Here is a 23,730-nt window from a genome sequence, read left to right as displayed (position 1 = left end):
GGGCCGGTCAAGGCCAAGCCTTGCGGTGGCCGCAAGTGCGGCCAGCCTTGACCGCCCCTGCGCGCGGCGGCTGCAAGATTGATGGCCGGGACGGAAGAATGGCCTGCGGCGCGGCCGAACAAAAGAATGGACGCACGCGATTTCCAGCAAGCGTCATCTCGATAATGAAAAAATCGCTTGTCCATCTCATCCGTCGAGTGCAGCTTGGTCCGATGTTGCGGCGGGAACGTCATGTAGGCGAGCACATCGGTCTCCGCTTTGTCGAGGAAGCCGGCAAGCTTGGGCAGCTTGGGGCGGAGCTGGTCGGCGACCTTGCGCCACTGCGCCGTTGCGGCCTCGGCATCATCCTGGGCAAACGCGGTGGCAATGAAGGCGGAGACGACGCGCCGTCCGCTCTTGCCGGCATGTGCCAGCGCGTTGCGCATAAAGTGGACGCGGCACCGCTGCCAGCTGGCATTGAGCACCTTGGCTACGGTAGCCTTGATGCCCTCGTGGGCGTCGGACACGACCAGCTTGACGCCGCGCAGGCCGCGGCGGGCAAGCTTGCGCAGGAACGCCGTCTAGAACGTCTCGGCCTCGGAGGGACCAATATCCATGCCGAGAACCTCGCGCCGGCCATCGCTGTTGACGCCGACCGCGACAATCACCGCGACCGACACGATGCGGCCATTCTGGCGCACCTTCACGTAGGTGGCGTCGATCCACAAATACGGCCAGTCGCCCTCAATCGGACGGCCGAGGAAGGCCTTCACCTTGTCGTCGATCTCGCCACACAGCCGGCTGACCTGGCTCTTGGAGATGCCGGTCATGCCCATCGCCTGCACCAGATCGTCCACCGAACGGGTCGAGACGCCCTGCACATAAGCTTCCTGCACCACGGCGGTGAGCGCCTTCTCGGCCATGCGGCGCGGCTCCAGGAAGCCCGGGAAGTAGGAGCCTTTGCGCAGCTTGGGGATGCGCAATTCGACCGCGCCGGCGCGGGTCTCCCAGATCCGCTCCCGGTAACCGTTGCGCTGGGCCAGGCGCTCGGGGCTCTTCTCGCCGTAGCTCGCCCCGGTCTGGCCCTCGACTTCCAACTCCATCAGACGCTGGGCGGCAAAGCCGATCATCTCGCGCAGCAGATCGGCGTCGGGGGTCTTCTCTACGAGTGTGCGCAGGTTCATCATGTCGTCGGTCATCGGTGGTTCCTCGGTTGCGTTGGCGTGTCGCAACCCGATCCTACCGGAGAACTGCCGGTGACCACCGCAAAGCCGCCCGCCCGCTACGGCGCTATTGGGGGCGCGCGTTCGGGCGGCTTTGCTCTACCGAGCTACACCATCACTGGGGACACGACCCCGGCAACCGCTTCCGCAAAACGGAGCCACCGATTCTGCCATACATCAGATCGCTCCCGATCGGCAAAATGCACGCGATTGAGCTCGTGCCGCGACAAGCTTTGCCGAGGAGGATATACAACCTAGCTGACCACAACCTGACCAAAGCATCTATCCGCACTCCGATGCGACTGCCAAGCACTCTGCGGAAGACTTATTGGCCGTCAAGCTCTCTAGGATCGGGGCGCTTCGGCTCAGACGGAACAACTTGCTGACGCGCGGTCATGCACCATGCGAATTCCGGAGCAAGTCGCCCACCGATTCCGAGATGATGCACCATTCTGATCAGACGTAGAATGTCGATCACAACTACATTTTTTCCCACGTCCGGATGACAGAACCGACATTGCTGGGCGAGTGACCATCCATCACCTGGGTTTTGCTAGTCCAGAAGAGTCGGCGCCCAATGTGAGCCTTGCAGGACGACGCCGCCATGCAAATCACCAAAATTATCGCTCGCCCCACCAGAGCTGCCAGCGACAGATTGCGTTCGGTCATCAGAGCATCAGGTGCGACTAGGAGACTGAGACACAGACCTCAGACGTGTTGTCACTATCCAGGATGCGAATGCAATCCATCCAAAGAATTGATTTCACACTTCATGTGCTGCCGGGTAGGGAAAGCGTCGTGCATCACGCAACATGGTAGGCTTACTGTCGGCAAAGCTGCGATGAGTACGTGATCATGGACGCCGCGATCGGATTGTAGGCACGGTTTTGCCCGGTGCGGCCAACTTCATGTCACCCCCCGTCTTTGGATTGTGCGGCCGTTGAGCAGTTCATTCCACAGCGTCTCGGTGATTTTATAAAAGTTCGAAAAAGGAAGGCGCGGCAGGACGGCCTCGTTATGGCGTTTCTCCAGCTGAGCGTAGCCGCGCTTGGCCATCACTGTCGCTCCGGTGATCGGAGCACGAAGGAGGTTCACCTTCCAGGCCGAATGAGGAAGTTCGTTGCTCAAGCACGGAACGTCTGCCGGCGTGTGAGGCTTTGCAAATTGAGGGTCGCGATGCAAATCGCCTATCATCGCTGCTCCCCCATCAAACCTGCGGCCGTGCGGCTGCGCTCGCCATCGGGAGCATCGATCGTGATGAGGAGATTTAGATCCAGACCGTGGAACGGCATTGTCACTGATCCGCCATGTGAATGCATCGATCCAAACCATGGATTTCACCAATCAATGTGTTCTCGGCAATCATCTCGACCTCAGGATGTCGGCGACAACTGCCGGGATTGTTCCGGCGCTGAGCGGGGTGCTGCCCGCCTATCGATGCATTTGATTGATTGCCGCCTATGTCCCGGTGGCAAGAGCACATTCGACGTCACCAAGATGCATGCGCGCCACGTGAGACAGTGAACAACGCCAGTCGAGCTTACAATGGAATCCCGATCCAGTATGCGATTCGCCAGTACCGCTGCTCTTCGTCTATTCCGGATTCCAACGGTTACGCGGAGGCCGGACTGTTCAATTCCTCGCATGCTCGAACCTGACGTGGTGGGTCTCTTGGCGTGACTTGATAGGAGGTCGTGGAATGCGAACGCTACTCGTTGATCATGAGACGGACCCAGCGCGCGTTGTACAAGATGCGCTCTCCGATTGCGGTTTTGCCGTTGACGTAGCGTGCACCCTGGACGAGGCGGCCGCCGCTTTTTGTTGCGCCAGCTATGACATTCTCTTGCTCGAGTTGGTTCTACCGGATGGAGACGGCTTGGATTGGCTGAAGCAGTTGAGACGTGACGGACATTCGATGCCTGCCGTGATGATGAGTAACTTCAACGAGCTCGGTAGGCGGATAGCGCTATTTAATGGCGGTGCGGACGACTTCCTGCCCAAGCCCGTATCTACTGATGAACTCATCGCACGGATGCGCGCTACTCTGCGCCGATCAACGCAAATGACGGCCCCCATCGTTACCTTTGGCAATCTACGATTCGATTCGATCGGTCGGCAAGCATCGGTCAATGGTCGACCGCTGAAGATTGCCCGCCGCGAGGTGTGCATTCTCGAACATCTGCTCAGCCGGGCCGGCCGCACCGTGGCTCGCGCGTCATTGCAGGATAGCCTCTATGCATTTGACGACGAGGTCTCCACCAATGCGCTTGAGGTCGGAATCTATCGTTTGCGCGGTCATTTGAGTCAATCCGGTGCGACGCTACGGATCAAAACCGCGCGCGGGATCGGCTACGTCCTTGAATTGAAATGCGCGGCATCGACCGCGTAGTCAATCGAACTTGAAAGAAAAGACCATCTTGAGCATCATTCTTGACAAGCATGCCGGCGTCACTCGAGGATCGATCGCCGCCAACGGCCTTTCGTCCACCTTTCTTCCTTGTCTTTCGCAGCTTTTGTGCGTGGTCGTCCTGCTATTCCCGGCTGCTGCCGTAGCTCAGATCAAGCGGGATGATGGAGGTGGGCCGCAGCGTACGGCTGCCGACGGCATTAGCGGAACGCTGACCCTTTCCTCTTCGCTGGGTAAGACGATTCATCTGCCAGCGCCGGCTGCGAGCATCTTTATCGCAGATCCTACGGTCGCGGACTATCAGGCACCTTCGAACAAGACCATCTTCGTTTTCGGCAAAAAATCCGGGCGGACCAGCTTGTTCGCACTGAACGAGGGCGGGGAGGCTCTCGCTGAACTGCGTGTTGTGGTCACGCAGCCGATCGAGGATCTGCGCGCCACGCTGAAAGCCCAGGTCGGCGACTATCCCATCCAGGTAAGCTACACCCCGCGCGGGGCCATCCTTAGCGGTACGGCGCCCAATGCGGAGATCGTCGACATAGCGATGAAAGTGACCGAGCAGTTTCTTGGGTCTGGTGCGCTCGTCGTCAACAAGATTCAGGTGGCTGGGTCATTGCAGGTGAATCTGAGCGTGCGGGTGGCGGAGGTCTCCCGGAGCGCCATGAAGGAGCTCGGCGTCAACCTCTCCGCTTCCGGTCAAGCTGGCCCTTTCACTCTCGGCTTGGTCAGTGGCAGTGGTGGTGGATACGGCGCGGCGCAGGGCGGCGGTACGGCGAAGATGGGAGTCAACACTGGCCATGTGAACGTCAGCGCTATGCTCGATGCACTGGCTCACGAGCGCCTCGCTTCCGTACTTGCTGAACCGAACCTCACCGCAATGTCAGGCGAATCCGCCAGCTTCCTCGCCGGCGGCGAATTTCCCATTCCGGTGTTGCAGGACAATCGGCAGGTCTCTGTCGAGTTCCGTCACTTCGGCGTCAGCCTGGAGTTTGTGCCGACCGTTCTCAGTAACAATCAGATCAATATCCGCGTGAAGCCTGAAGTCAGCGAACTATCGTCACAAGGTGCTGTCAACATCAACGGCATCTCCGTGCCGGCTCTCTCCACCCGGCGTGCCAACACGGTCGTCGAGCTCGCCAGCGGCCAGAGCTTTGCAATTGGTGGGCTTATCCGGCGCAACTTCAGCACTGAGATCACGACTTTCCCTTGGCTCGGCGACGTTCCGATTCTTGGTGCGCTATTTCGCTCATCGTCATTTCAACAGGAGGAGACGGAACTCGTGATCATCGTCACGCCTTACGTCGTGCGGCCAAGATCGAACTCGAAGCAGATGAGTGCGCCCACCGACCGCATCGCTCCGCCCTCAGACCTCGCGCGCAGTCTGACAAACACATTGGCAACGCGCTCGCCTGTTCGCAGTGCTCCCCCGATAAGCGTACCAGGCGCGACAAGGGGCACCGGGCACATCATCGAATGAGGATCGACCAATGAGATTACGATTCGTGCGCCCCCTCATCGGTCTGACGGCCAGTCTAGGTGGCTGCGCAAGCACCGCGCCGACTTACCTCGAGCCGACCGCGCAAGCGATCCTAGTTGAACAGGAGAAGAATGTCTTACTGTTACAGACCTTCGGAGGGCCCGAACGGCAGCGTCTGCGTTATTTCATAGCGAGTACCAGTCGCGGTCGGTATGACGCGCTCCATCTTGATATCGTCGGCTCACGTCGGCTCGGGGCGCAGATAGCAGCTGAGGCCCGCGCAGTGGGCGTCGACGCTCACAACATCCGCCTGTACGGTCCATTCATCGATAGGCGTGATGGCTCTGCCGCCCGAATCGAGGCGATTACGTACGAGGCGCACCCTCCCGTTTGTCCGTCGATTGCGATCGTCGGCCCTTCAGTGAACGACAATTCTTTCGATCCGACGCTTGGCTGCTCGATCCGCAACAACTTGGCCGGCATGGTCAACGATCCGCGCGACTTGATTGACAATCAGGCCGTTGTGCCGAGTGATGGCAATCGTGCGGCCATTCCCGTTGCCACATACAAAGCCTTCGCGACCGGCAATAACAGCAACTTGGGTATAGCTAACAACAAGCTGCTATCAGATCCCACGTCTGCCGGCACCCAGACCGTGCAGCCGTCTCGATAGCGAGAACATCAGTCATTCGATGCGACCTCATTCACAACACGAACTAGACTTGGCCGGCGGCAAAGAGTGCTTTTGCGACAGCCTCGAAATACTGGACAGGAATGGAATTGCCAAGGCTAGTGTTGCAGATTAGCTCACGGACCAGGACGTGATCATCGACGATACTGAGACCAAGGCGCCTCGCTTCATCAATGAGCCGTGAAGCCGCCTCCCCATCGCCGCGGCAAACCAGGACCGGGACGCCCGTTTCGCCACGGATGTAGCGTACCCCGACCAGCAGCTCGCGCCCAGTCAAGATCAATGTCGCGCGACGCACGCCGAGTGGAGACTCGCTCGCCTGCTCCCGCCGAAGGCGTCGGTGTTCGCGTTTCACCTCCGGACTGCCTTGCTGCTCCTTGTCCTCGCGCTTCATATCGCTCTTAGTCATGCGCATGCCGCGCAAAAACAACCAGCGCTGGACGAGGAGATCGACCAATCCGCCGATCAGAAATGCACCACTTGCAATCCCGATCAACAGTTTCACTTGAATGAACACGAACTCGAAGCAGCCCGTGCCGCAAACCGGCAGATAGACCAGTGTCTTCCACGCGCCGACAACGACGAGGAGAAAGATCGCGCCGAGGCAGAAGACCTTGAACAAGGTCTTGCCAAGCTCGATGAGGGAACGCAAAGAAGCGATGCGCTTCAGTCCGCTGATGGGATCAATGTTCTCGAATTTCGGCGTCATCGGCTCCGAGGAGAACACTAATCCACCATTGGCCAGGACCGTCGTCAGAATTGCGCAGGTGACCATACTCCCAAGAAGCGGGCCAACAATTCTCAGTGCAAGTTCGGGCAAGACGCCGAGCGCAAGATCGACCGCAATATTGAACGGCTTATCAAGCAGCTTGTCAGTCAGCATGAGCGCTTCACGACATTTGTCGTAGATGGAACTCGCTTCTAACCAGAGATAGCCGAGACCGGCGCAAGCGCTGACGGCCCTGACTAGATCCGTGCTATGCGGAACCATGCCTTTCTTGCGCGAATCGCTTAGCTTCTTTTCAGTGGGGGCGAGCGTTTTCTCTTCGCTCGTGTCGCTCACTTCAGTTTCCTTTCAAGCCTCTCCAGCTCTCGGCTCGACTGCATGATTTCCGATTGCATGTATTCGATGAGATAGATCGTATAAGTGACCATGACGATCGCAAAGCCTATATTCTTGATCGTCAAAGATAGGTCCCGCGGGTTGAATTGCGGCGCAAAGCGCCCGAGCAGGAGCGCTGATATGTCGGCCAGCAAGAGGAAAGCTACCACAGGTCCAGAGACCAGGACGGCGGTACGTATGATGCTGTCGAGCACGCCCCACAACTCCAGTGTCCCTTGCATGCTCAGCGTGGGTCCAAGCTGATAAGCCGGCCAAACCAGATAGCTGCCGTAAAGCCCGCTGATCATGGTTTGCAGGCCCCCCGATACGACGAAGATCGTGATCGCGGTGGTACCGATAAGCAGTCCCGTCGCCGAAGCCTGACTGCGTGTCGCGGGATCGGCGGGAGTGACCACGCTGCTGATGCCCCGTTGCGCGTCGATGAACTCGCCGACGGCCTGAAGACTCCAGAGGGGAATACTGAGCAGGGCGCCGATCAGCAGGCCGACACACGTCTCCTTAAGACCGAGTAGCGGGATCTTGAGCAGACGGGTGTCCGGATCTAGCTCCTTCAGGCCATCGGCGATGTGCGCCAAGTATGGCAGTTCGAGCGCAACGGCCAGGCAACCGCGGATCAGGCCGCCGATCTGCGGACGCGTAAATACCGGAAGCACCAGCATAATGCCCACGGGGCGGGCCGCACCAAGGCCGGCAGCAACGACGAGTTCGATGGTCGCCTGGATCAGACTTTGCGCGTCGGTGGTTGACAGATCATACATGACGGCGGCTGCTAGTAGCCCGTCGTGAGCGCGGGAAAATCAGTGAAGATCTGCTTGGCTTGTTCGATGAGCGGGGCGCTCAGCACCGGAGCAAACAAACCTATAATCCCAACAATGACCAAAAGCTTCACAGTCAGTGGCAATGTCTGATCTTGGATCTGCGTTGCCGCCTGGATGATGCCGATGACGGTTTCGGCGACCGCCGCTGCAATGAGCGGAGGCAGAACCCAGGTCATGAAAAGCACCAGTGATCGGCTCATATAAGGGAGAATAGTGGCCTCATCCATGCTCACCCTCCAGGTGTTGTATAGCTCAGCACTAGCCCGTGCATAAGCCGCGACCAGCCGTCAATCGCCACGAATAGAAACAGCTTGAAAGGAACTGAGATCACTGTCGGAGACACCATTGACATGCCCATGGCCATCAGAATGGTCGTTACGATCAGATCGATAGTGATAAACGGAAGGTATAGTAAAAACCCGATTTCGAAGGCACGCTTGAGTTCTGAGATTAGAAAAGATGGGACGAGAATGACAAAATCATCGGCTGTGGCTCTGCCGCGCATCTCTTCCGGCCAGACACGTTCGGTCGAGGACAGGAAGAAGTCTCGCTGTTCTTCATTGGTGAAGTTCTTGAGATAGCCTCGCAGCGGCTCCTGCCCAACTTTCGCAGCGGCTACCCAATCCTCGAGCGTTTGATAGCGGAGCTGCAAATCGGCGACTCGATTGTAGCTCTGCTCAAAGACGGGGGCGCTCGTGAAGGCGGTGAGCATCAATGCTGCGCCGTATAGAACGATGTTCGGTGGAATCGACTGGGTCCCAAGCGCATTGCGAACGAGGAAGAGAACGACAGATACCTTTACGAACGCCGTGGTCGTGACGACAGCGAAGACCAACAAGCCGAGCGCGGCCGTGACCGCAAGAAGCGGCAGTATTGCTGGTTCAATGTTAGTCATTACCCGCTAACCCGCCACGCAGTCTAACGCCGAGCTCGTCCCCAATACGTACTATGTCGCCACTCCCGATACGTACGCCGTTTGCGAGGATATCGACCGGGCCGTCGACCGGCCGGCCAAGTTCGAATACATATCCTTTGCTGATGCTTCTCAAGGCTCCCAGCGTGATGGGCCAGCGGCCGCATTCAAAGACAAGCGAAATCTCAATATCGTCAAGATCGGCTTCCGAAGGCGGCTGCTGTGAACCGGGTAGTGTCGTCATATGCGCATACTCCAGAGGGCGCGGCCGCAAGCGAAACGGTCCGTGCAGGATCAGGCGGTTGCCAGTGACATCTGCCGCGGTCCATAACCGGCCCGCAGTGAGGATGATCTGACCGCGGGCGAATGGCGTTACATCCGGCAACAAAGCGTCACCCTTACGCGTTTTGCGAAGAAGCGAGGCTGACGCCCGGAGGGAGCCGATCTCTCCTGCAACCGTAACGGGTAACTGTGCGGAGACCTCACACAAATGTCGCGGCAATTGGCCGAGCAGCCCGCCTAAGGCGCGGAACGCCGGCGGTATCGGTCCATCAAGAGGCGAGAAAAGAAATAGGCGACCTTTGCCCCTGACCGGACCGTAGATGATGTCGAGTTCGATATAAGGCCCGTTCTTCTCGGCCTTTCCAACATGAAGGAGTCGCAGTTGCTGCTCTGTCTCAGTCTCCAGGCGCGCGAGCAACGGTTCAAGTGCAAGTTCGAGAACCAGCGAACGACTTGGCTCGGAAAGTAAAGCTAGGCCACTCTGTACTGTCGAGATCAAGGCCTCGGCAAGCGCATGCGGTATCGACAACACGAGCGCATCATCGCCGAGGCCCCAAACGCAATCGAGCATCGACAGAGCCGGAGGTTCCTCCTGCCACACAAGTCGTTCCAGTCGCACCGATAGCGGCTTGTCGCAAAGGCTACTCCGCAAAGAGGCGGAGGGCCGCACGTTTCTGTTGAGCCACGAGACGAGACTCTGCGTTAGACGCTGGGTCGGCTCGTACTTCGCGTATGCGTCCGCGCGAGTTGCAGGAGGCGGCTGTACAGGGCAGCGCATTTGCTTCCCAACTGGACTAGCGGTCATCAAATTGCACCGCCCGCCGCCGGCGTGGACAAACCCCTCCCATGGCGAAGCAAGACTTCATCATCAGCCTCTAGCTCGGCTGTTACTTCCGAATGGGTATCGGCCGCACGCCGGACGTCGGTCTCGATTTGTCGCCATTTATGAGTCGCTGCGGAACGCTTCGCCCAGTGCGCACGCCTCTCGGATGCCGCTGTCACGGCCTGCTTTTGAGCGATACGCGCCTCCTCAAGTGTGCGGCGTTTCGAGGTGATCTCAATCGCGAGCCTCTCAAGGGTGAGCTGGCAATGTTCGAGTTCAACGACGGACAAGGTACCGACCGACATCAACTGTTGGTAAACCTCGGCCTGGGCCTCTGTATGATGCTTTTCAGCAATTGCAAGTTCCTGCCATGCGTGCTCCGCGGCCGAGGTCGCGATATGACGCTTGGCTTCCATATTGGACAACTCACTACGAGCACTACGCTCGCGCATATCCTTCACGCGCCGCAAGCTCGAAACGTGCATGCAGCTCATGCGGTCAGACGGCACATCCATGTGACGGTTTCCTCAAAAGTGGACGCATCGTTTTCACCCTGGCGTAAAAACTCGCGCAGATCATCGATCGAAGCGACAGCTCGGTCCGTCAGCGGATCGCTGCCTTGCTTGTATTCGCCAACCTTGATCAAAAATTCGGCCTCTGCATGACGGGAGATAAGATCACGGAAGAGGGATGCTGCCTTGCGATGCGGTGCAGATACGACGGCATCCATGACGCGGCTGCGGCTCGACAGTACATCGATGGCGGGGAAATGCGCCCGCGCCGCGAGAGAGCGTGAAAGAACGATATGACCATCGAGAATGCCACGCGTTTCCTCGGCGATTGGATCGCCCGTGCCGTCACCTTCCACAAGCACGGTATAGAAGGCCGTGATTGAGCCACGCTCACTCATACCAGCGCGCTCCAGCAAACCTGGCAACATTGCAAAGACAGAGGGAGGAAAGCCCCGGCGGGTCGGTGGCTCACCGGCAGCAAGCCCGATCTCGCGCATAGCGCGGCTAAATCGCGTCAATGAATCCATCATCAGAACGACGCGCAGGCCTTGTTCGCGAAAATATTCGGCGAGCGCGGTTGCCGTATAAGCACATTGCGCCCGCTCCGTCGCTGAGCGATCGGAGGTCTCAACGACGACGACCGTGCGGCGGAGGGCAGTCTCCCCAAGATGCCGCTCGATGAATTCACGCACTTCGCGTCCACGCTCGCCTATCAGCGCAACCACGGTCACGTCAGCGACCGCGCCTTTTACGATCTGCGACAATAACGTCGACTTGCCGCCACCAGGCTCTCCATAAATGCCGATGCGCTGGCCCTCGCCGCATGTCAGAAGACCATCCAAGGCGCGAACACCGAGTGGCAGAGGGCGATCGATGATGCACCTCGTCATTGGATTTGGCGCTTTGCCGCGCAGCGGACGCGTCTCCACGGCTTTGACTGCGCCCTTGCCATCGAGTGGACGGCCGAAGCTGTCGATCACCCGGCCAAGCAAATTGGGGCCGACCGGCACTTCGTGCATTCGGCCAGTGGCAACGACTTCTGCGCGGCCGGACATGCCTTGCAGGTCACCGATCGGCGTCAGCAATACGCCGTCCTGCAACAGACCGATCACCTCAGCCTCAAGCGACCATCCGGTGCGCGGATCCTTGAGCACACAAACTTCTCCAATACGAGCATCCGGCAAAACTGCATGGATCAACGTGCCGATCGCACGCGTGATCCGCCCGCGTACGGCACGCGTGTCCACATGGCTTGCCGTAGTTCGCAGACGCGCCAGCGCCGCGTGCAGAGTCCCATCTCCATCAGGACAGCTATGGTCTGGTCTCGGCGCCGTCACTATTCGTCTGCCTCATGATCTAACCCAAACCCCAAACGCAGTGCGCGGAGCTGCGCGTCAAGTCCGAGATGGATATTGCCAAATTCGCTCCACAGCACGCATTCGTTCGCTGACAGCGCCGGGTCCGGAATAATTCGGACTGCCGGCCGGTCCTCCCGTCCGTCGCAGGCAGCAAATTCGCGCGTAAGCGCATCAGCATCCATGGGGGACGCATGAAGGGACAGTTTCGCCCCGCCATATCTGTGCGAAATCGTGTGACGAACCGTCCTCACCAACATCTCGCCGGGATCGAAATCGCCCAGTAGATCAGTTACGATGTCCATCACGAGCGCTGACAGTTCCTGCTCCAAAACGGCCTTTCGTCGTGCCACTTCCGAGGCAGCCTGCGCGACCAGCTGTGCCATTTCCTCGGCGCCGGCCCTCACCCCCTCAGCATGGCCGCGCGCACGCTCCTTCTGATAAGCTCTGCGCGCCCAGCCGCGAACGCGCTTCAGATTGCGCTCGGCCACGGCACGCGCCTCGAGGGCGCTCTGCCAAATCTCGAGATCCCTCGCCGCTATGAGTGGCCCAAGGGGGCGGATGTGCGGAGCGACCGGCGGCGCAGTTTCGTCGTCTGTCATCCCGCTGGGGCCTCCCTCGCCAAATGGGCCAACACCGGCGAAAACAATTGGCCCGCGGCATCGCGGTGTTCAGTCGCCGGATTGTCGGCGGCCGTTCCGACAGCTAGGCGTAGAAGCACGCGGCGGCAATCAAGCGTTGACGCTTCATCGAGCCAAGCGCCGAGGCAGGCATGTCCATCGTCTTCAATCCCTAGCGCGAGTTGTTGAGGATCAGCAATTAATCTGGTCGAAACCGCATGCGCTGCATGTCGGATCCCGAAAGCCTGCACCTCGGTGCCGACGTGCTCGACCAGAACGGCGACATCATGCTTTGAAACCAGCCTTGTCAGCGAACGGGCATGCCAAATGCCGCCGGCGAGGAGGGCAGCCCTGCTCGGATCATGCCAGAGGAGAAGGTCTGGCCCGAAGTCACCTCCGTTCAAGCCCATTTCATCTTCAAGCAGCAACGCTTGCAGTCTTATCTGCAGCCTAGGACTCTTCTGCAGTCGCACCAACGTCGCGGACGAGAGGTTCGCGTCAAGTCGCGCGGCAAGGCGGGTCGGATGAATCGTGGCAGCAAGCTTACGAATACCTACAGAGGCTAGTTTCAGCGGATCATGCCGCTCGGCAGACGGATTCGGTCTCGTCATGTCGGATACCACACTACGCCGCATTACGCTTAATCGCTTTGCGAATCATCTCCATAGCAGAGACAGCCGAGCGCCCACCAACAGCGCTAACTTTCTGAGATGATTGCCTGCGCTGACGCCCACGAGCGCTCAGCAAGACGCAGGACAGCACGCCGAATACAGACCCGCCGAGACCCATGCCAAGCGCAACCAATGGCGTCGAAATGACTCCAGATGCTTGGGCGAGACCAGCCGCAGCCGCCGGTCGCGGCTCTAGTGCGGGCCGCTCGACTGAGACGAAAACAACAGCCACCTTGTCATAGGATAAGCCCTCGATGCTGTTGGCGACGAGCATTTTAATCTGCGGCAGCAAGATTGAGAGATTTGCCCTCGAGTCATGTCGGATGAAAACCGACGCCGAAGATGGCGTGGTGTCACGTCGCAACAGGTCGTTCTTTGGCAGAACAACGTGGACGCGCGCCGAGAGGACACCATCGATATCACTGATCGTGCGAGATAATTCCTCGCTCAGCGCATAGACGTAACGGGCGCGCTCCTCGATTGGCGAAGCAATCAGACCCGCCGCGCTGAACACTTCGCCTAGACTCTTGAAAGCGTGGCGCGGCAACCCTTCGCCATTCAGCAGGTCGATTGCGGAAGCAATCTGAGTCTGCTCGACCTGGATCGTGATAGTCCCGTCCTTAGCAGCAACGCGGAGCGCATCGACCCCGTTCTTGAGGAGGACCGCAAGCATCTCATTGGCCTCACGCTCCTGAACTTTCGTGTAGAGATCGGCTTTGCAACCAACCAGGGCAAGCAGGAGCGGCAGCAGAGCCAGAAGTTGAAGCCGCTTGCGGAATGGGCGCGCCTGACCGCTTTCGCGATCGATCAAACCAATCATTCGCCCCACTCAGCCCGCCGATATCAGCTTATTCAGAGATGAACCGAGGCTACCGATGCCATTTGAAATGAGTGTTACCTGGATGACGCTGTCAGAAACATCCTTCAGATTCGCCAACATCGCCTCGAAGTCACCTGCGCCACTGGGGGCGCCCGGCACACCTGCTTCCGCTTTGCCCGGTTGCAGCAAAAGGGGCTCCGACGTCGACCCGGTCTCCGCACCTTTTGGAACTGCATTGACCGGATACATCGCAGAAAGATTCTGGAGGATGCGATCGCCCAGCGGGCTCGCCTGTGTTATTGCACGCGATACCTCGGATGTCGGCGGAACCGCCGCCGCTCCCGTTACTGGAGGCGCAAGGTCTTGAACCGAAGCCGCTTGCAAGAGACTCTGCTGAAACTGGACCTGCTCGTCGACCGCTGTTGCCGAACAGGCCTTGGACAGGCCTTCTAGATTGTGAGAGATCGGCGCAGCGCCTAACATCATCATGGAAAGACTCGCTCTCATCGAGATGTGATACGACCAGCCGTTCAAGCCGATTAGCGGCTCAATGTCCTAGACAGGCCAGCTGACGACAAGCTGACGAGTTCGCCCGCACATCGCCATCTAAAGATCACGTTTCGCGTTCACGTACCGAACGTACTCCTGTTAGTTTAAGTCAAAGAGAACCATGAATGCTCATCCGATCCATAATCCCGCACGTTTTGAACGGAGTTCTGTGTGTCGCCGTTTTCGTTTCCGGCGGAACACAGATCGCGCGCGGCGCTCCCCTGTCGCTGCCCTCGACCCCTTATCGATATACGGTTCTGGATCAGGAGCTTTCTGCCGCGCTGCAGGAATTCGGCAACAACCTCAATATTAAAGTCACCATCAGCGCCGAGGTGAAGGGTCGGATTCGCGGGCACATGCCGGACCTGCCACCGCGCGAGTTCCTTGATCATCTGACTCAACTCTACAATCTTCAATGGTATTACGATGGGCTCGTGCTTTACGTCTCTACCGCAAAGGAAGCGCAAACTCGTCTGCTTCTGCTAACTTCAATCAGCTGCGACGTGCTCAAGGCAACCCTCGATGCGCTCGCCATTTCCGACGAACGCTACATCATGAGATCGGCTCCGGGAAATGGCCTAGTCCTTGCGTCCGGTCCACCACGCTTCATCGCACTCGTGGATCAGACGCTCAATGGTCTTGTGGCGGAGGCGCAGGCGCGACCTCGCTCCGTCGAGATGCCGTCCCGTGAATCTGTGCTGATGTTATATCGTGGCGCCTCCGCGACGATCGTTCGGGATGGGCGAACTGAAGGCCCGTACTCTTCAGACATGCCGCGCCAGGAGGGTGCCTTGCCTGCGCAAGGGCCGGGCCGAAGATGATACGGCTAGCCGGATTCCTCAATGAGCCGTTACGCGGGTTGTGCAAGGAGCGTGGACCGATCGTCCGGTCAGACGCTGCACAAGCACGGCGAGACGTACGTGTCGTAAATCGGCTCCAGAACACGAGAATTGCCGCTGCGCCACCTTGTCCACCAGTATCGGGATGGCCGGTGGTAGTGTGCGGAAGGTTCTGCAAAAGCTGAGCGGCTGAAGCGACAAATCCGGTGCTTGCGAAGATTACCGCCATAGCGGAGCAAGGACCACCACGACCGTGACGAAGACTAGGACGGATGGCTCTGCCGTCAAACAGCTTTTAGCGTCGGACAGGGATCCTGAAACCGCTGATCCAGGGTGCGGTGCAGGAAGCTCTCGAAGCCGCGATGGCGGAGGCGCTGGGCGCGGCGAGACGCGGCTGGGCTATCGCTCCGGCTACTACACCCGCTCGCTGATCACCCGGGTGGGCAAGATCGAGTTGAAGGCGCCGCAGGACCGCCAGGGGCGGTTCTCGACCGAGCTGTTCAACGCTATCAGCGCTCGGAGAAGGCACTGGTAGCGGCGCTGGCGTTCGGACATCGGTCTTGGATGCTCGCGGTTTTGCGGCTGCACGAGATTTTGCAGCTTGGACGGGGTTAACGCCGAGGGCACAGTCGAGCGGCGGGAAAGAAAGGCTCGGGGCGGTATCAAAGCGTGGAAATCGGCATACGGACGCTCTTGATCGTTGGTGCGACCTCAATCATCAAGCTTGGCAAGCGAGGCTTGAAAGTCCCGCTCTGGATTCGGACCATGCTGCAAAGACGGCCGTCAAAGTCGTAGCGGTGACGTTCGCCAATAAGATTGCGCGCACCATCTGCGCCTTGCTGGTCAGAGGGCGGGAAAGAGCGTCGCGTTCGCCACGCTCGCGGACATCGTCACCGCCACTTTGCGCGAGCGCCTGCGGTTCCTCGCCCTTGCCTCCCTCCTTGTCGTCGACGAGATCGGTTACCTCCCGGTCGTGCCTGGCGGCGGCAATCTGTTCTTCCAGTTGGTCAACGCCCGCTATGACAAGGGCGCGATGATCCTCACTCCGAACCGGCCACAGCATTGCTTGATCGACTGCTTCACCACGCAATTGTTATCCAAATCGAGGGATCGAGCTATCGGCTCCGCCAGCACGCCGCTCTCGTCCCGGAAAACGTCCGCTCGCGCCCGCTCACAAATCCGCCGCAGCCCAAGCACCGCGGCCGCCCGCCTGGAAGGACCAATGACGATTCCGATAGCGGCTGATCCCCGAACCACAATCGCGTCACCCAGGGAAATCTGGACATTCTCACGGAAAGTTCGCTGCCCGTTGACAGAGGTCCATGATCGCCGCCAGGTACAGCAGCCATCTGCAGTCGAAACATAAGTGATGTCGGCGAGCCAGATCCGGTTCGCTGCTGCGGCCCTAAAGTTGCGATCGATGAGGTTTGGCGCAATCGGCAGGCCATGACGGCTGTCGGCAACGCGGTGCGGCCGGGCCATGATGGCGCCGATGCCGTGCCGATGCATTAGGCATTCGATCCGGCCACGGCTGGCGCCAAGTCCCTGTGCCCGCAGCGCGGCATGGACCCGTGGGTTGCCGTCCCCGAGCGCCGCTGTCCTGATGAACCTGTCGAATATCAGTCAAGTCAAGAGCGCAGCATTGGTGGTCGTGCGTGCTCTGTCCGGACGCTCGCGCCAGGCGTGATAGCCGGCCGGCGAGACCTCGAGCACGGCGCACATCAGCCGCCGGGTAGGTATCGCGATGGTCCTCGATGAAGCGGAAGCTCGTGTCCGCGTTCCGGCAAAGATCGCGATCGACTTTTTAGAATGTCCCGCTCGATGGGCATCCGCTCGTTCTCCTCGCGCAAACGGGCGATCTCGGGAGCCTGGTCCGCCGACATCGGCGCCGCCTGCGTGTTGTGGCGCCGCGTCGCCGATGCCGGCTCCTGCCGGAGCTTCTCAACGCAGCGCCGCAGCACCGAACCGCGCAGACCGAGTTCCTTGCCAACGGCTCTGATCGATCGGCCACTCGACACCAGAAGCTCAGCCGCCTGCCGCTTGTACTCCTCGGTAAACAATCGACGTTGACGTACTTCCATTCGACGCGTCCTGGCTCTCTCTGAGCCTACTACAGGTGTCCACTCACTCGGAGGAGGTTCGCGTAGCTGCGCACCGTCAGCTTCTCGAAAGCTAAGCCTCCTAGGGAGAAGGTGTCGATCTGGGCCCGGCGTTAGCTGTTGGATCTGCCAAAGGAGAATCCGATGGATCCGTTCCACAATTTCGTCCAATTCGAGCCCCCGGATTTCGCCCGGACGGACTACGACGAGCTGCAACAGCTCCCAGTTGACCAAGCGGGGTTTCAGCAGCACCTGAACGAGTTGCACCTGCGCGAGCGCCCGCCCCGCAATGCAAATCGTCGCGGCGACCCTTATAATGTGTCGAACAGGGATGCGGACTGGTTGGACCACGGGCAAGGCACCTCGCGGTCGACGTGGAATCCGCCCACCGAATCTGAACAGGGGAGCAATCAGCATGTGCTTTTTGCGGCCGCAAGTCGCGGTGGCCAGTTGCCAGCCGGCAGTTTCAGTCCGACGGACTCTTGGCACGGCCGGGATTCAGCTGTCCACTTGCCGACGCATAGTGTCGACCAGCAGGAGTATTCGTGGGCGAACGCCGATGATGATTGGCCAACGCCCCCCAGTGTTCCTTGGGAGCATAATCACGGGGGATCGCTCCTCGACCGACGAGCATGGCCTGGCGATGGCAATACTTCAACCGACTACTGGCACGGCCTGGACTCAGCGGTCCACTTGCCGATGCATAGTGTCGACCAGCAGGAGTATTCGTGGGCGAACGCCGATGATGATTGGCCAACGACCTCCACTGTTCCTTGGGAGCATAATCACGGGGGATCGTTCCTCGACCCACGGCCATGGCCCGGCGATGGCAATACTTCAGAAGAAGGGCACTGGTTAGCCCCGGCAGGGGCGCAGTGGGTCCAAGCCTTGAGCGACGGGCGGGTCTCCCCCGCCGGCCCTGCTGGCGGTCCGACGAACATTGAAGGCCCCGTCCTCCAGCAATCGCAGCTTGACGAAATCCTGAACAGTTGGGCTGGCGAGGAGGAGCAGACAGAAGACGAGGACCGGCAAGAGGCGGTAAGACGAATCAAAGCCTGGGGAGAGGCCGGCGACGTCTATGCACGGCTGGAGCTACCATACCTGTGCCTGACGACCTTGCCCCCCGCCTTTCCGCCCGATCTCCGGACGCTCGACGTCAGCGAAAACGAGTTGATGCACCTGCCCGACAACCTACCGGCCGAACTCCGGACGCTCGACGTCCGCGGCAATCGCATGACAAGCCTGCCTGACACCTTGCCGGCGGCACTTCAGTTATTCGCCATCGGCGGCAATGGGCTAACCAGCCTGCCCGTAACACTTCCGGATGGCCTTCAGACACTCGCCGTCGCCAGCAACCGGCTGACCAGCCTGCCTGAAACCCTGCCGACCGAGCTCCAGCAGCTCGATGTTCGCGGTAACCGGCTGACCAGCCTGCCGGAGACCCTTCCGACTGGACTTCAGTTACTTGAGGTCGGCGGCAACCGGCTGACCAGCCTGCCCGATACCCTACCGCCCCAACTCCAAGAGCTCGAAGCCGACGGCAACCGGCTGACCCGCCTGCCCGAGAGCCTCCCCGCCGAGCTCCAGTTGCTCTTCGTCCGTGACAACCGGCTGACTAGCCTGCCCGAGACGCTCCCGCCTGAGCTCCAGAGGTTTCATGCCGGCGGCAACAGGCTGACCAGCTTGCCCGAGACCCTCCCGGCCGAGCTCCAGGTGCTCGAGGTGCGAGACAACCGGTTAGCCAGCCTGCCGGAGACCCTGCTAACGCAGCTAGATTCTGGGTGTATGGTTTATCTGGAGGATAATCCGCTGCCCGAGCGGGTGCAGACGAATCTGGCGATGGCCCTGAATGCGCGAGGCTATACCGGCCCTCGGGTCTTCTTCTCAATGGGCCGGGAACCGGCGGTGAATCATGAGCGGCCGCTGGCGCAGGCTGTGGCCGACTGGGTCGAGGGGGAGCCGGAGGTTCTGGCCGCCTGGCAGAACTTCGCCGACGAGGCGGGTGCGCCGGAATACGCGCGCTTCCTCGACAGGCTGCGGGACACCGTAAATTCTGGCAATCCCCAGTTCCGGCAGGCCGTGATTGAGGATCTGCGGCAGGCGGCGACCAGGCCGCAATTGCGCCAGCAGTACTTTCAGCTGGCTTTCGAAGCGAGCGAGAGCTGCGAGGATCGCATCACTTTAACCTGGAACGGCATGCAGACCGCACGCTTAAACGCTGAAGTCGAGGATGGCGCCTATGACAATCGGCTTGACGATCTCGTCCAGCAGGGCCGCGTCCTGTTCCGCCTGGACGCGCTCGAGCAGATCGCCAGGGAGAAGGTCAACTCGCTCCGCTTTGTCGACGAGATCGAAGTCTATCTGGCCTATCAGGTCAAGCTGCGCGAGCGGCTTGAGTTACGGCACATCGCCCCGGACATGCGCTTCTTCGGCGTCTCCTGGGTCACTGAGTACGACCTCAGCACGGCTGAGATGCGGGTGCGCGACGAGGAGGAGACGGGGTTGGCCGACTATCTGGCAACTCGGTGGCAACCCTGGGAGACGGTGCTGAGCCGGATCGCACCCGAACCCCATGCACAGATGCAGCATCGACTCCTCGAGGCGATGGGGGAGGAGTTCGACAGCCGCCTCCAGCAACGGCTCGCCGGTCATGAGCTAATCGGGAACAGCGATGCCGAGCGGCAGTTCGGAGCGCAGATCCGCGATGAGATCGTCCGCGAGATCAAGGGCGCGCTGACGCGTCAGGTGCTCGCGGACCATGCGCTTGAGCTGTGAAGCGGCCATCCCGTTGCAAGGAGCTGTCAATCCTGTTTTCACTCAGCCGTCGGCGCGTCATGGTCGGCTTCGGACGCCCGCGCGCGGAGGGACCATCTGTGAAAATGTAGTGCTCGGCCGGCAGGATCTAACCGCACGGCGGCGCTCGATCTTTTCGAACGATTGCCGCGGCGGGCGCGCCCGGCAGCGGCGCAGGTGCAATTCATCACCTTCGCAACACCAACCGACTGCCGCTATTGTTTACGTAATCTGCCGCCAGGCAATCAGCCTATTCCATCCGGAGTGGACGAGGACTGATTGACTGGCTCATCGCATAGGCGTTCGGAATTTTCTTTGTACATCCTGACGAGCTCCAGCGGGTGCCGAGTCGCAAGTCGGCGGCATAACGATGCGGCAAATCCCTGCATCACACCTGATATCGGCCATGGCGTATGCAGGAAAAGTCCAATCAGCCGATCAATTTCGAGTTCACGCTGGGTGCTATGCCGGGTAAAGCGTGACGTGAGACTTCCTGCCCACGAGCAAGCCAGGAGACGAACACAGGGATATTACGAGCGGGTTTCGACACCGCTTTGCCGGGAGTCCGCACCAGCCCAAGCACCACGCTTGCCGCACGTAACGGGGCTAGCGCAAGAGAGGCGCGTCGCAAAATCAAACTGTATCAAATTTCTCTTATGCCGGCAGCAGTTCCCTGCCGCACTTAGCGCGCACGAGGCGTGTTTCCCAAACAGGCCCTGCTCACCTAGTTGGTAATCGAGACAACAGAACCAATACGTCCGCTACTATTAGCTATGCCCGGGTCACGGAGATGTCCCGATCGCTGTTGAACTACGTCGGGCCGACGTTGCCGGAATGAATGTTACGCGGCCCTCGTGACGTGGGCAACGGGCTTGATGGTCATGCGATCGTGGTGAGCTTGAAGGGCCGCACGCAGAACCGACAATTGCTTATGCGCCTTCAATCGTCGGAAGCCCTTGTTGGCCTCGATCATGCCGGCCGCGACCCATCGCAAGGCCATGCCGGCATCCCGCCAGCGTTTGACGTTGCGTGTGACGCGGCGAATGGTGCCCATCATGTTCTCGGCGATGTTGGTACAGGCGAGCGATCGACGAAGCTCCTTCGGCAGCTTCAACCGCACGACAGTCAGGATTTCGTCGAGGCCTTCGAGGATGCTGACCGCTACGCCGGGCCATTGCTGGTCGAGTCGACGCGCGAGATTGCGGATCAATTTTTCAGCCTTGTCGGCGTCATCGAGCTCCCAGGCCTGGCGCAGCACCCGACGGGTGGCCGCATGATGCTCTTTCGGCAGGCGTTCCATGACGTTGCGCGCCTTGTGGATCTGGCAGCGCTGGATCGCGGCGGCCGAACCGAAGGTGCGGCGGATCGCCTTCGACAACGCTTTCGCGCCGTCGACGATGAACAGTCTTGGCATCGTCGGGGCGAGCCCGCGCGAGACCAGGTTGTCCAGCAGGGCCTGAACCGTTGCGGCGTTCTCGGTCGCCCCTTCCACCAGCGCCAGCGGATGCTTGTTGCCTTCGCCGTCGACCCCGATCGCGGCGACCAGCACGAGATCGTCGCCGAGATGCAGCCCGTCGATTTGGACCACCAGAAGGTCGAGCGCGGACAGATCGGCAGCCATGAAGTCGGCCAGCCGCGCCGCCGACAGCGCGACGAACCTCCGCGAGGCCGCTGACTTCGAAACTCCCGATCCGGGCGGTGCCGGCACGTCACCCTCGGGCAGCCGGACAGCGCGGCCGAACCGGCGCGTCGACACGTTGATCAGCATCAGGTTCATCGCCCAGCGACCGAGCCAGTCCTCCTGCGCCGCCGTTTCCCAGCTCGGGATCGTGACCTCGCGGCCGTCCACGCCCCGGATCCGCGGGCGCTCGACCTCAATCTTGCCGCCGTGGAAGCCGATCCGTCCCCGCGTTCGGCCCCAACGGTGCGCCCGCCGCGCCGCATCGCGACCGTGGCGCGGCCCGCAGGCCGCCGTGACATCCGCCTCCATCATCGTGCCGAGCGCCGCGATCCCCGCCGCAAGGCAGAACCGATCAAAGCTCGCCCGCACTTCTGCAAACGCTTCGTCCACAGCCCCAGTCGCCGGCCAACCAGCCGGTGTGATATCTCTCTCGTCATGGCGTTGCTCTCCTTTGTGGAATCAGCCCCCCGAGCCTACCGGCTCAAGGTGGGCAACGCCGACCTCTTCAGAAATTCAACAGAACCCGGGACATCCCCGTTGCAGAAGACGTCGTCCGTTAAGAAGCCGGATTGATCGAGGCTGGCCGGGCGAGCGTGCGCCATAGCTGGGCCAGGAACAGGCACAAGAGATATCTCAGCCAGGCGAGGATGCGGCGGAAGTTGTGTCCTACGGCTGAGAGGACGACGTTGGCGGCATCGCCGGCGCGGCCTTTGAGGTAGCAGCGCCCGAGGTGGCCTTCGGCCTTCAGGTGTCCGATGATGGGCTCGATGGCGGAGCGGCGGCGCAGCTCGCGCTTGATGACACCGAAAACGCCGCGCTTCTGGCCGGAGATGAAGACGCGACGGGGATTTTGTGCGTCGTGGCCGCGGTATCCCTTGTCGACATAGGCCCGCTCGATCGGACAGCCGGTGAGTGTCTCGGTGCGGTCAATAACGTCCCGCAAGGTGTGACCGTCGTAGGGGTTGTCGGGCAGTGCGCTGGCGTGCAGCACGAACAGGCCACCGGGAGCCCGGCGGTTGTTGGTGACGATGGAGGCCTTCACGCCGATCTATGGACCACGCCCGCATTGCAAGAGGAATCGACAAAGGGATGAAGCGGTTTGCGCCAATCTATCCGGCTTCAATTTGGGGCTGTTGCCTCGAGCCATCATGGATGTCCGCCCACTTCTGTCCTCAATAACTCGCCGGCCTCAAGAAGGGCCATGGAGTCGAACCAGGCTTCAGAAGTGTCGGTGGAACCGTTTCTCCATTCGTCCTTTCCGTCTCGCAAACCTCGGCGGGTTATTGTGCCTTCCTGATCGGACCTTGGATCTTCCTTTCCGGCCCTGTTTCTTATGCGGTGCGGCCCAAGAGGTTGGCGTCGTAGTCACGGCCCTTTGCGAGCATGCTCCAGGCCATGCGCGCGAGTTTTGCGGCCAGGGCAACAACCAAGACATTGGAGTGGAGCCGCTTGGACGCTGCCTCCAACCAGGCTCCGAAGCCATGCCGAGCCCAACTCTGACGCTGTAGAAGTACGGCTCTGGCGCCCTGAATGAACAGCGTTCGCAGGTACCGATTACCGCGCCTCGATATGCGCCCGAGAATGGTTCGATCGCCGGTCGAGATTTGCTTCGGTACCAGACCAAGCCATGCTGCAAAGTCCCGGCCCTTATGGAAGGCATCACCGGTTCCGATGGCGGCGACCATCGCGCTTGAGATGATCGGCCCGACGCCGGGCGCACTCATTAGGCGGCGACAGTGTGGATCTTGATCAGCGAGTTCGTTGATTTCTTTCGTCATTGACGCGACCCGTCGGTCGAGATGGCGCCAGTCCTCGGCCAAGTCTTGAATGAGCTGGATCACTCGAGGCGATAAGTTGTCTTTTGGCGCTGAGAGAATTTGAGGAAGTGCCAGTCGGAGCGCTGCCGCTCCTTGCCGGACTGGTAGCCCTCGCTCAAGCAAAAAGCCTCGGATTTGATTGATGACCGCGGTTCTTTGCGTCACCAATCGACTGCGAACTCTGTGCAGTGCCTGCAAGTCAAGTTGCTCGGCCGACTTCAATGGGACAAAGCGCATG

20 protein-coding genes and 5 pseudogenes are annotated in these 23,730 nt (G+C 60.2%); 9 read left to right on the top strand and 16 right to left on the bottom strand.

Annotated features, from left to right (window positions below):
* Positions 1–179: 179 nt before the first annotated feature.
* Both IVA82_RS04550 and IVA82_RS04545 read right to left on the bottom strand, forming a co-directional pair.
* Positions 180–1,178: pseudogene (locus IVA82_RS04550) on the bottom strand (IS256 family transposase); the annotation flags it as partial.
* A gap of 930 nt (positions 1,179–2,108) precedes the next feature.
* Positions 2,109–2,330, bottom strand: a complete 222-nt coding sequence (locus tag IVA82_RS04545) for a hypothetical protein (protein ID WP_247384413.1) — start codon at positions 2,328–2,330, stop codon at positions 2,109–2,111.
* A 163-nt stretch (positions 2,331–2,493) separates the two neighbouring features.
* Here IVA82_RS04545 and IVA82_RS04540 point away from each other — a divergent pair, with 163 nt between their 5' ends.
* The 4 genes from IVA82_RS04540 to IVA82_RS04525 all read left to right on the top strand — a co-directional run bounded on the left by IVA82_RS04540 (position 2,494) and on the right by IVA82_RS04525 (position 5,759).
* Positions 2,494–2,649 (top strand): hypothetical protein, encoded by a 156-nt coding sequence (locus IVA82_RS04540; RefSeq protein ID WP_247384412.1) that lies wholly within the window; start codon positions 2,494–2,496, stop codon positions 2,647–2,649.
* Positions 2,650–2,901: 252 nt separating this feature from the next.
* A complete protein-coding gene (locus IVA82_RS04535; protein WP_247384411.1) occupies positions 2,902–3,591 on the top strand; it encodes a response regulator transcription factor in 690 nt (229 codons plus the stop codon).
* A 73-nt stretch (positions 3,592–3,664) separates the two neighbouring features.
* Positions 3,665–5,086 carry a type II and III secretion system protein family protein gene (locus IVA82_RS04530; RefSeq protein ID WP_247384414.1) on the top strand — a complete coding sequence of 474 codons (1,422 nt, stop codon included), beginning with the start codon at positions 3,665–3,667 and terminating at the stop codon, positions 5,084–5,086.
* Positions 5,087–5,096: 10 nt separating this feature from the next.
* A complete protein-coding gene (locus IVA82_RS04525; protein WP_247384410.1) occupies positions 5,097–5,759 on the top strand; it encodes a CpaD family pilus assembly lipoprotein in 663 nt (220 codons plus the stop codon).
* A 43-nt stretch (positions 5,760–5,802) separates the two neighbouring features.
* On the opposite strand, the gene IVA82_RS04520 is transcribed toward IVA82_RS04525, so the two are convergent.
* From IVA82_RS04520 to IVA82_RS04470, 11 genes are all read right to left on the bottom strand, one after another.
* Positions 5,803–6,840 carry an EscU/YscU/HrcU family type III secretion system export apparatus switch protein gene (locus tag IVA82_RS04520; protein ID WP_247384409.1) on the bottom strand — a complete coding sequence of 346 codons (1,038 nt, stop codon included), beginning with the start codon at positions 6,838–6,840 and terminating at the stop codon, positions 5,803–5,805.
* Positions 6,837–7,658 (bottom strand): type III secretion system export apparatus subunit SctT, encoded by an 822-nt coding sequence (sctT, locus tag IVA82_RS04515; RefSeq protein ID WP_247384407.1) that lies wholly within the window; start codon positions 7,656–7,658, stop codon positions 6,837–6,839. Before sctT ends, IVA82_RS04520 begins: the two co-directional genes overlap by 4 nt.
* 11 nt (positions 7,659–7,669) lie before the next feature.
* A complete protein-coding gene (locus IVA82_RS04510; RefSeq protein WP_247275802.1) occupies positions 7,670–7,945 on the bottom strand; it encodes an EscS/YscS/HrcS family type III secretion system export apparatus protein in 276 nt (91 codons plus the stop codon).
* 2 nt (positions 7,946–7,947) lie between these two features.
* Positions 7,948–8,613, bottom strand: a complete 666-nt coding sequence (sctR, locus tag IVA82_RS04505; protein WP_247384404.1) for a type III secretion system export apparatus subunit SctR — start codon at positions 8,611–8,613, stop codon at positions 7,948–7,950.
* Positions 8,606–9,484, bottom strand: a complete 879-nt coding sequence (sctQ, locus tag IVA82_RS04500; RefSeq protein ID WP_346659664.1) for a type III secretion system cytoplasmic ring protein SctQ — start codon at positions 9,482–9,484, stop codon at positions 8,606–8,608. Before sctQ ends, sctR begins: the two co-directional genes overlap by 8 nt.
* Positions 9,485–9,717: 233 nt before the next feature.
* Positions 9,718–10,251: a hypothetical protein gene (locus tag IVA82_RS04495; RefSeq protein WP_247384400.1), complete on the bottom strand. Its 534-nt coding sequence runs from the start codon at positions 10,249–10,251 to the stop codon at positions 9,718–9,720.
* A complete protein-coding gene (gene sctN, locus IVA82_RS04490) occupies positions 10,227–11,495 on the bottom strand; it encodes a type III secretion system ATPase SctN (protein ID WP_247384398.1) in 1,269 nt (422 codons plus the stop codon). Before sctN ends, IVA82_RS04495 begins: the two co-directional genes overlap by 25 nt.
* Positions 11,496–11,584: 89 nt before the next feature.
* Positions 11,585–12,205 (bottom strand): type III secretion system stator protein SctL, encoded by a 621-nt coding sequence (gene sctL / locus IVA82_RS04485; RefSeq protein WP_247384395.1) that lies wholly within the window; start codon positions 12,203–12,205, stop codon positions 11,585–11,587.
* On the bottom strand, positions 12,202–12,834 hold the full coding sequence (locus IVA82_RS04480; RefSeq protein WP_247384393.1) for a nodulation protein NolU: 633 nt from the start codon (positions 12,832–12,834) through the stop codon (positions 12,202–12,204). Before IVA82_RS04480 ends, sctL begins: the two co-directional genes overlap by 4 nt.
* Positions 12,835–12,847: 13 nt before the next feature.
* Positions 12,848–13,714, bottom strand: a complete 867-nt coding sequence (gene sctJ / locus IVA82_RS04475; protein ID WP_247384391.1) for a type III secretion inner membrane ring lipoprotein SctJ — start codon at positions 13,712–13,714, stop codon at positions 12,848–12,850.
* 9 nt (positions 13,715–13,723) lie between these two features.
* Positions 13,724–14,203, bottom strand: a complete 480-nt coding sequence (locus tag IVA82_RS04470; RefSeq protein WP_247384389.1) for a nodulation protein NolB — start codon at positions 14,201–14,203, stop codon at positions 13,724–13,726.
* A 185-nt stretch (positions 14,204–14,388) separates the two neighbouring features.
* Between IVA82_RS04470 and IVA82_RS04465 the strand changes: the two genes are divergently transcribed.
* The 5 genes and pseudogenes from IVA82_RS04465 to IVA82_RS04445 all read left to right on the top strand — a co-directional run bounded on the left by IVA82_RS04465 (position 14,389) and on the right by IVA82_RS04445 (position 19,976).
* The gene (locus IVA82_RS04465; protein WP_247384387.1) at positions 14,389–15,084 is read left to right on the top strand and encodes a nodulation protein NolW; all 696 of its coding nucleotides are present in this window, start codon (positions 14,389–14,391) and stop codon (positions 15,082–15,084) included.
* A 271-nt stretch (positions 15,085–15,355) separates the two neighbouring features.
* A pseudogene (locus IVA82_RS04460) lies at positions 15,356–15,648 on the top strand (transposase); the annotation flags it as partial.
* Positions 15,649–15,662: 14 nt separating this feature from the next.
* A pseudogene (locus IVA82_RS48895) lies at positions 15,663–15,725 on the top strand (hypothetical protein); the annotation flags it as partial.
* Positions 15,726–15,949: 224 nt separating this feature from the next.
* Positions 15,950–16,347: pseudogene (locus IVA82_RS04450) on the top strand (ATP-binding protein); the annotation flags it as partial.
* Between the two features lie 998 nt (positions 16,348–17,345).
* Positions 17,346–19,976, top strand: coding sequence for an NEL-type E3 ubiquitin ligase domain-containing protein (locus IVA82_RS04445; RefSeq protein ID WP_247384384.1), 2,631 nt, complete (start codon positions 17,346–17,348; stop codon positions 19,974–19,976).
* An 859-nt stretch (positions 19,977–20,835) separates the two neighbouring features.
* On the opposite strand, the gene IVA82_RS04440 is transcribed toward IVA82_RS04445, so the two are convergent.
* The 3 genes and pseudogenes from IVA82_RS04440 to IVA82_RS04430 all read right to left on the bottom strand — a co-directional run.
* Entirely contained in the window at positions 20,836–22,098 is a 1,263-nt protein-coding gene (locus IVA82_RS04440; RefSeq protein ID WP_346659665.1) for an IS256 family transposase, read from the bottom strand.
* Positions 22,099–22,231: 133 nt separating this feature from the next.
* Positions 22,232–22,720 (bottom strand): annotated as a pseudogene (locus tag IVA82_RS04435) (IS5/IS1182 family transposase); the annotation flags it as partial.
* 286 nt (positions 22,721–23,006) lie between these two features.
* The coding region (locus tag IVA82_RS04430) for an IS110 family transposase (RefSeq protein WP_247493174.1) at positions 23,007–23,730 on the bottom strand (724 nt) is incomplete at its 5' end.

The organism is Bradyrhizobium sp. 142 (genome assembly GCF_023074015.1).
In the GTDB taxonomy this organism is placed as follows: Bacteria; Pseudomonadota; Alphaproteobacteria; order Rhizobiales; family Xanthobacteraceae; genus Bradyrhizobium.
This window is presented reverse-complemented; position numbering and strand designations above follow the sequence as displayed.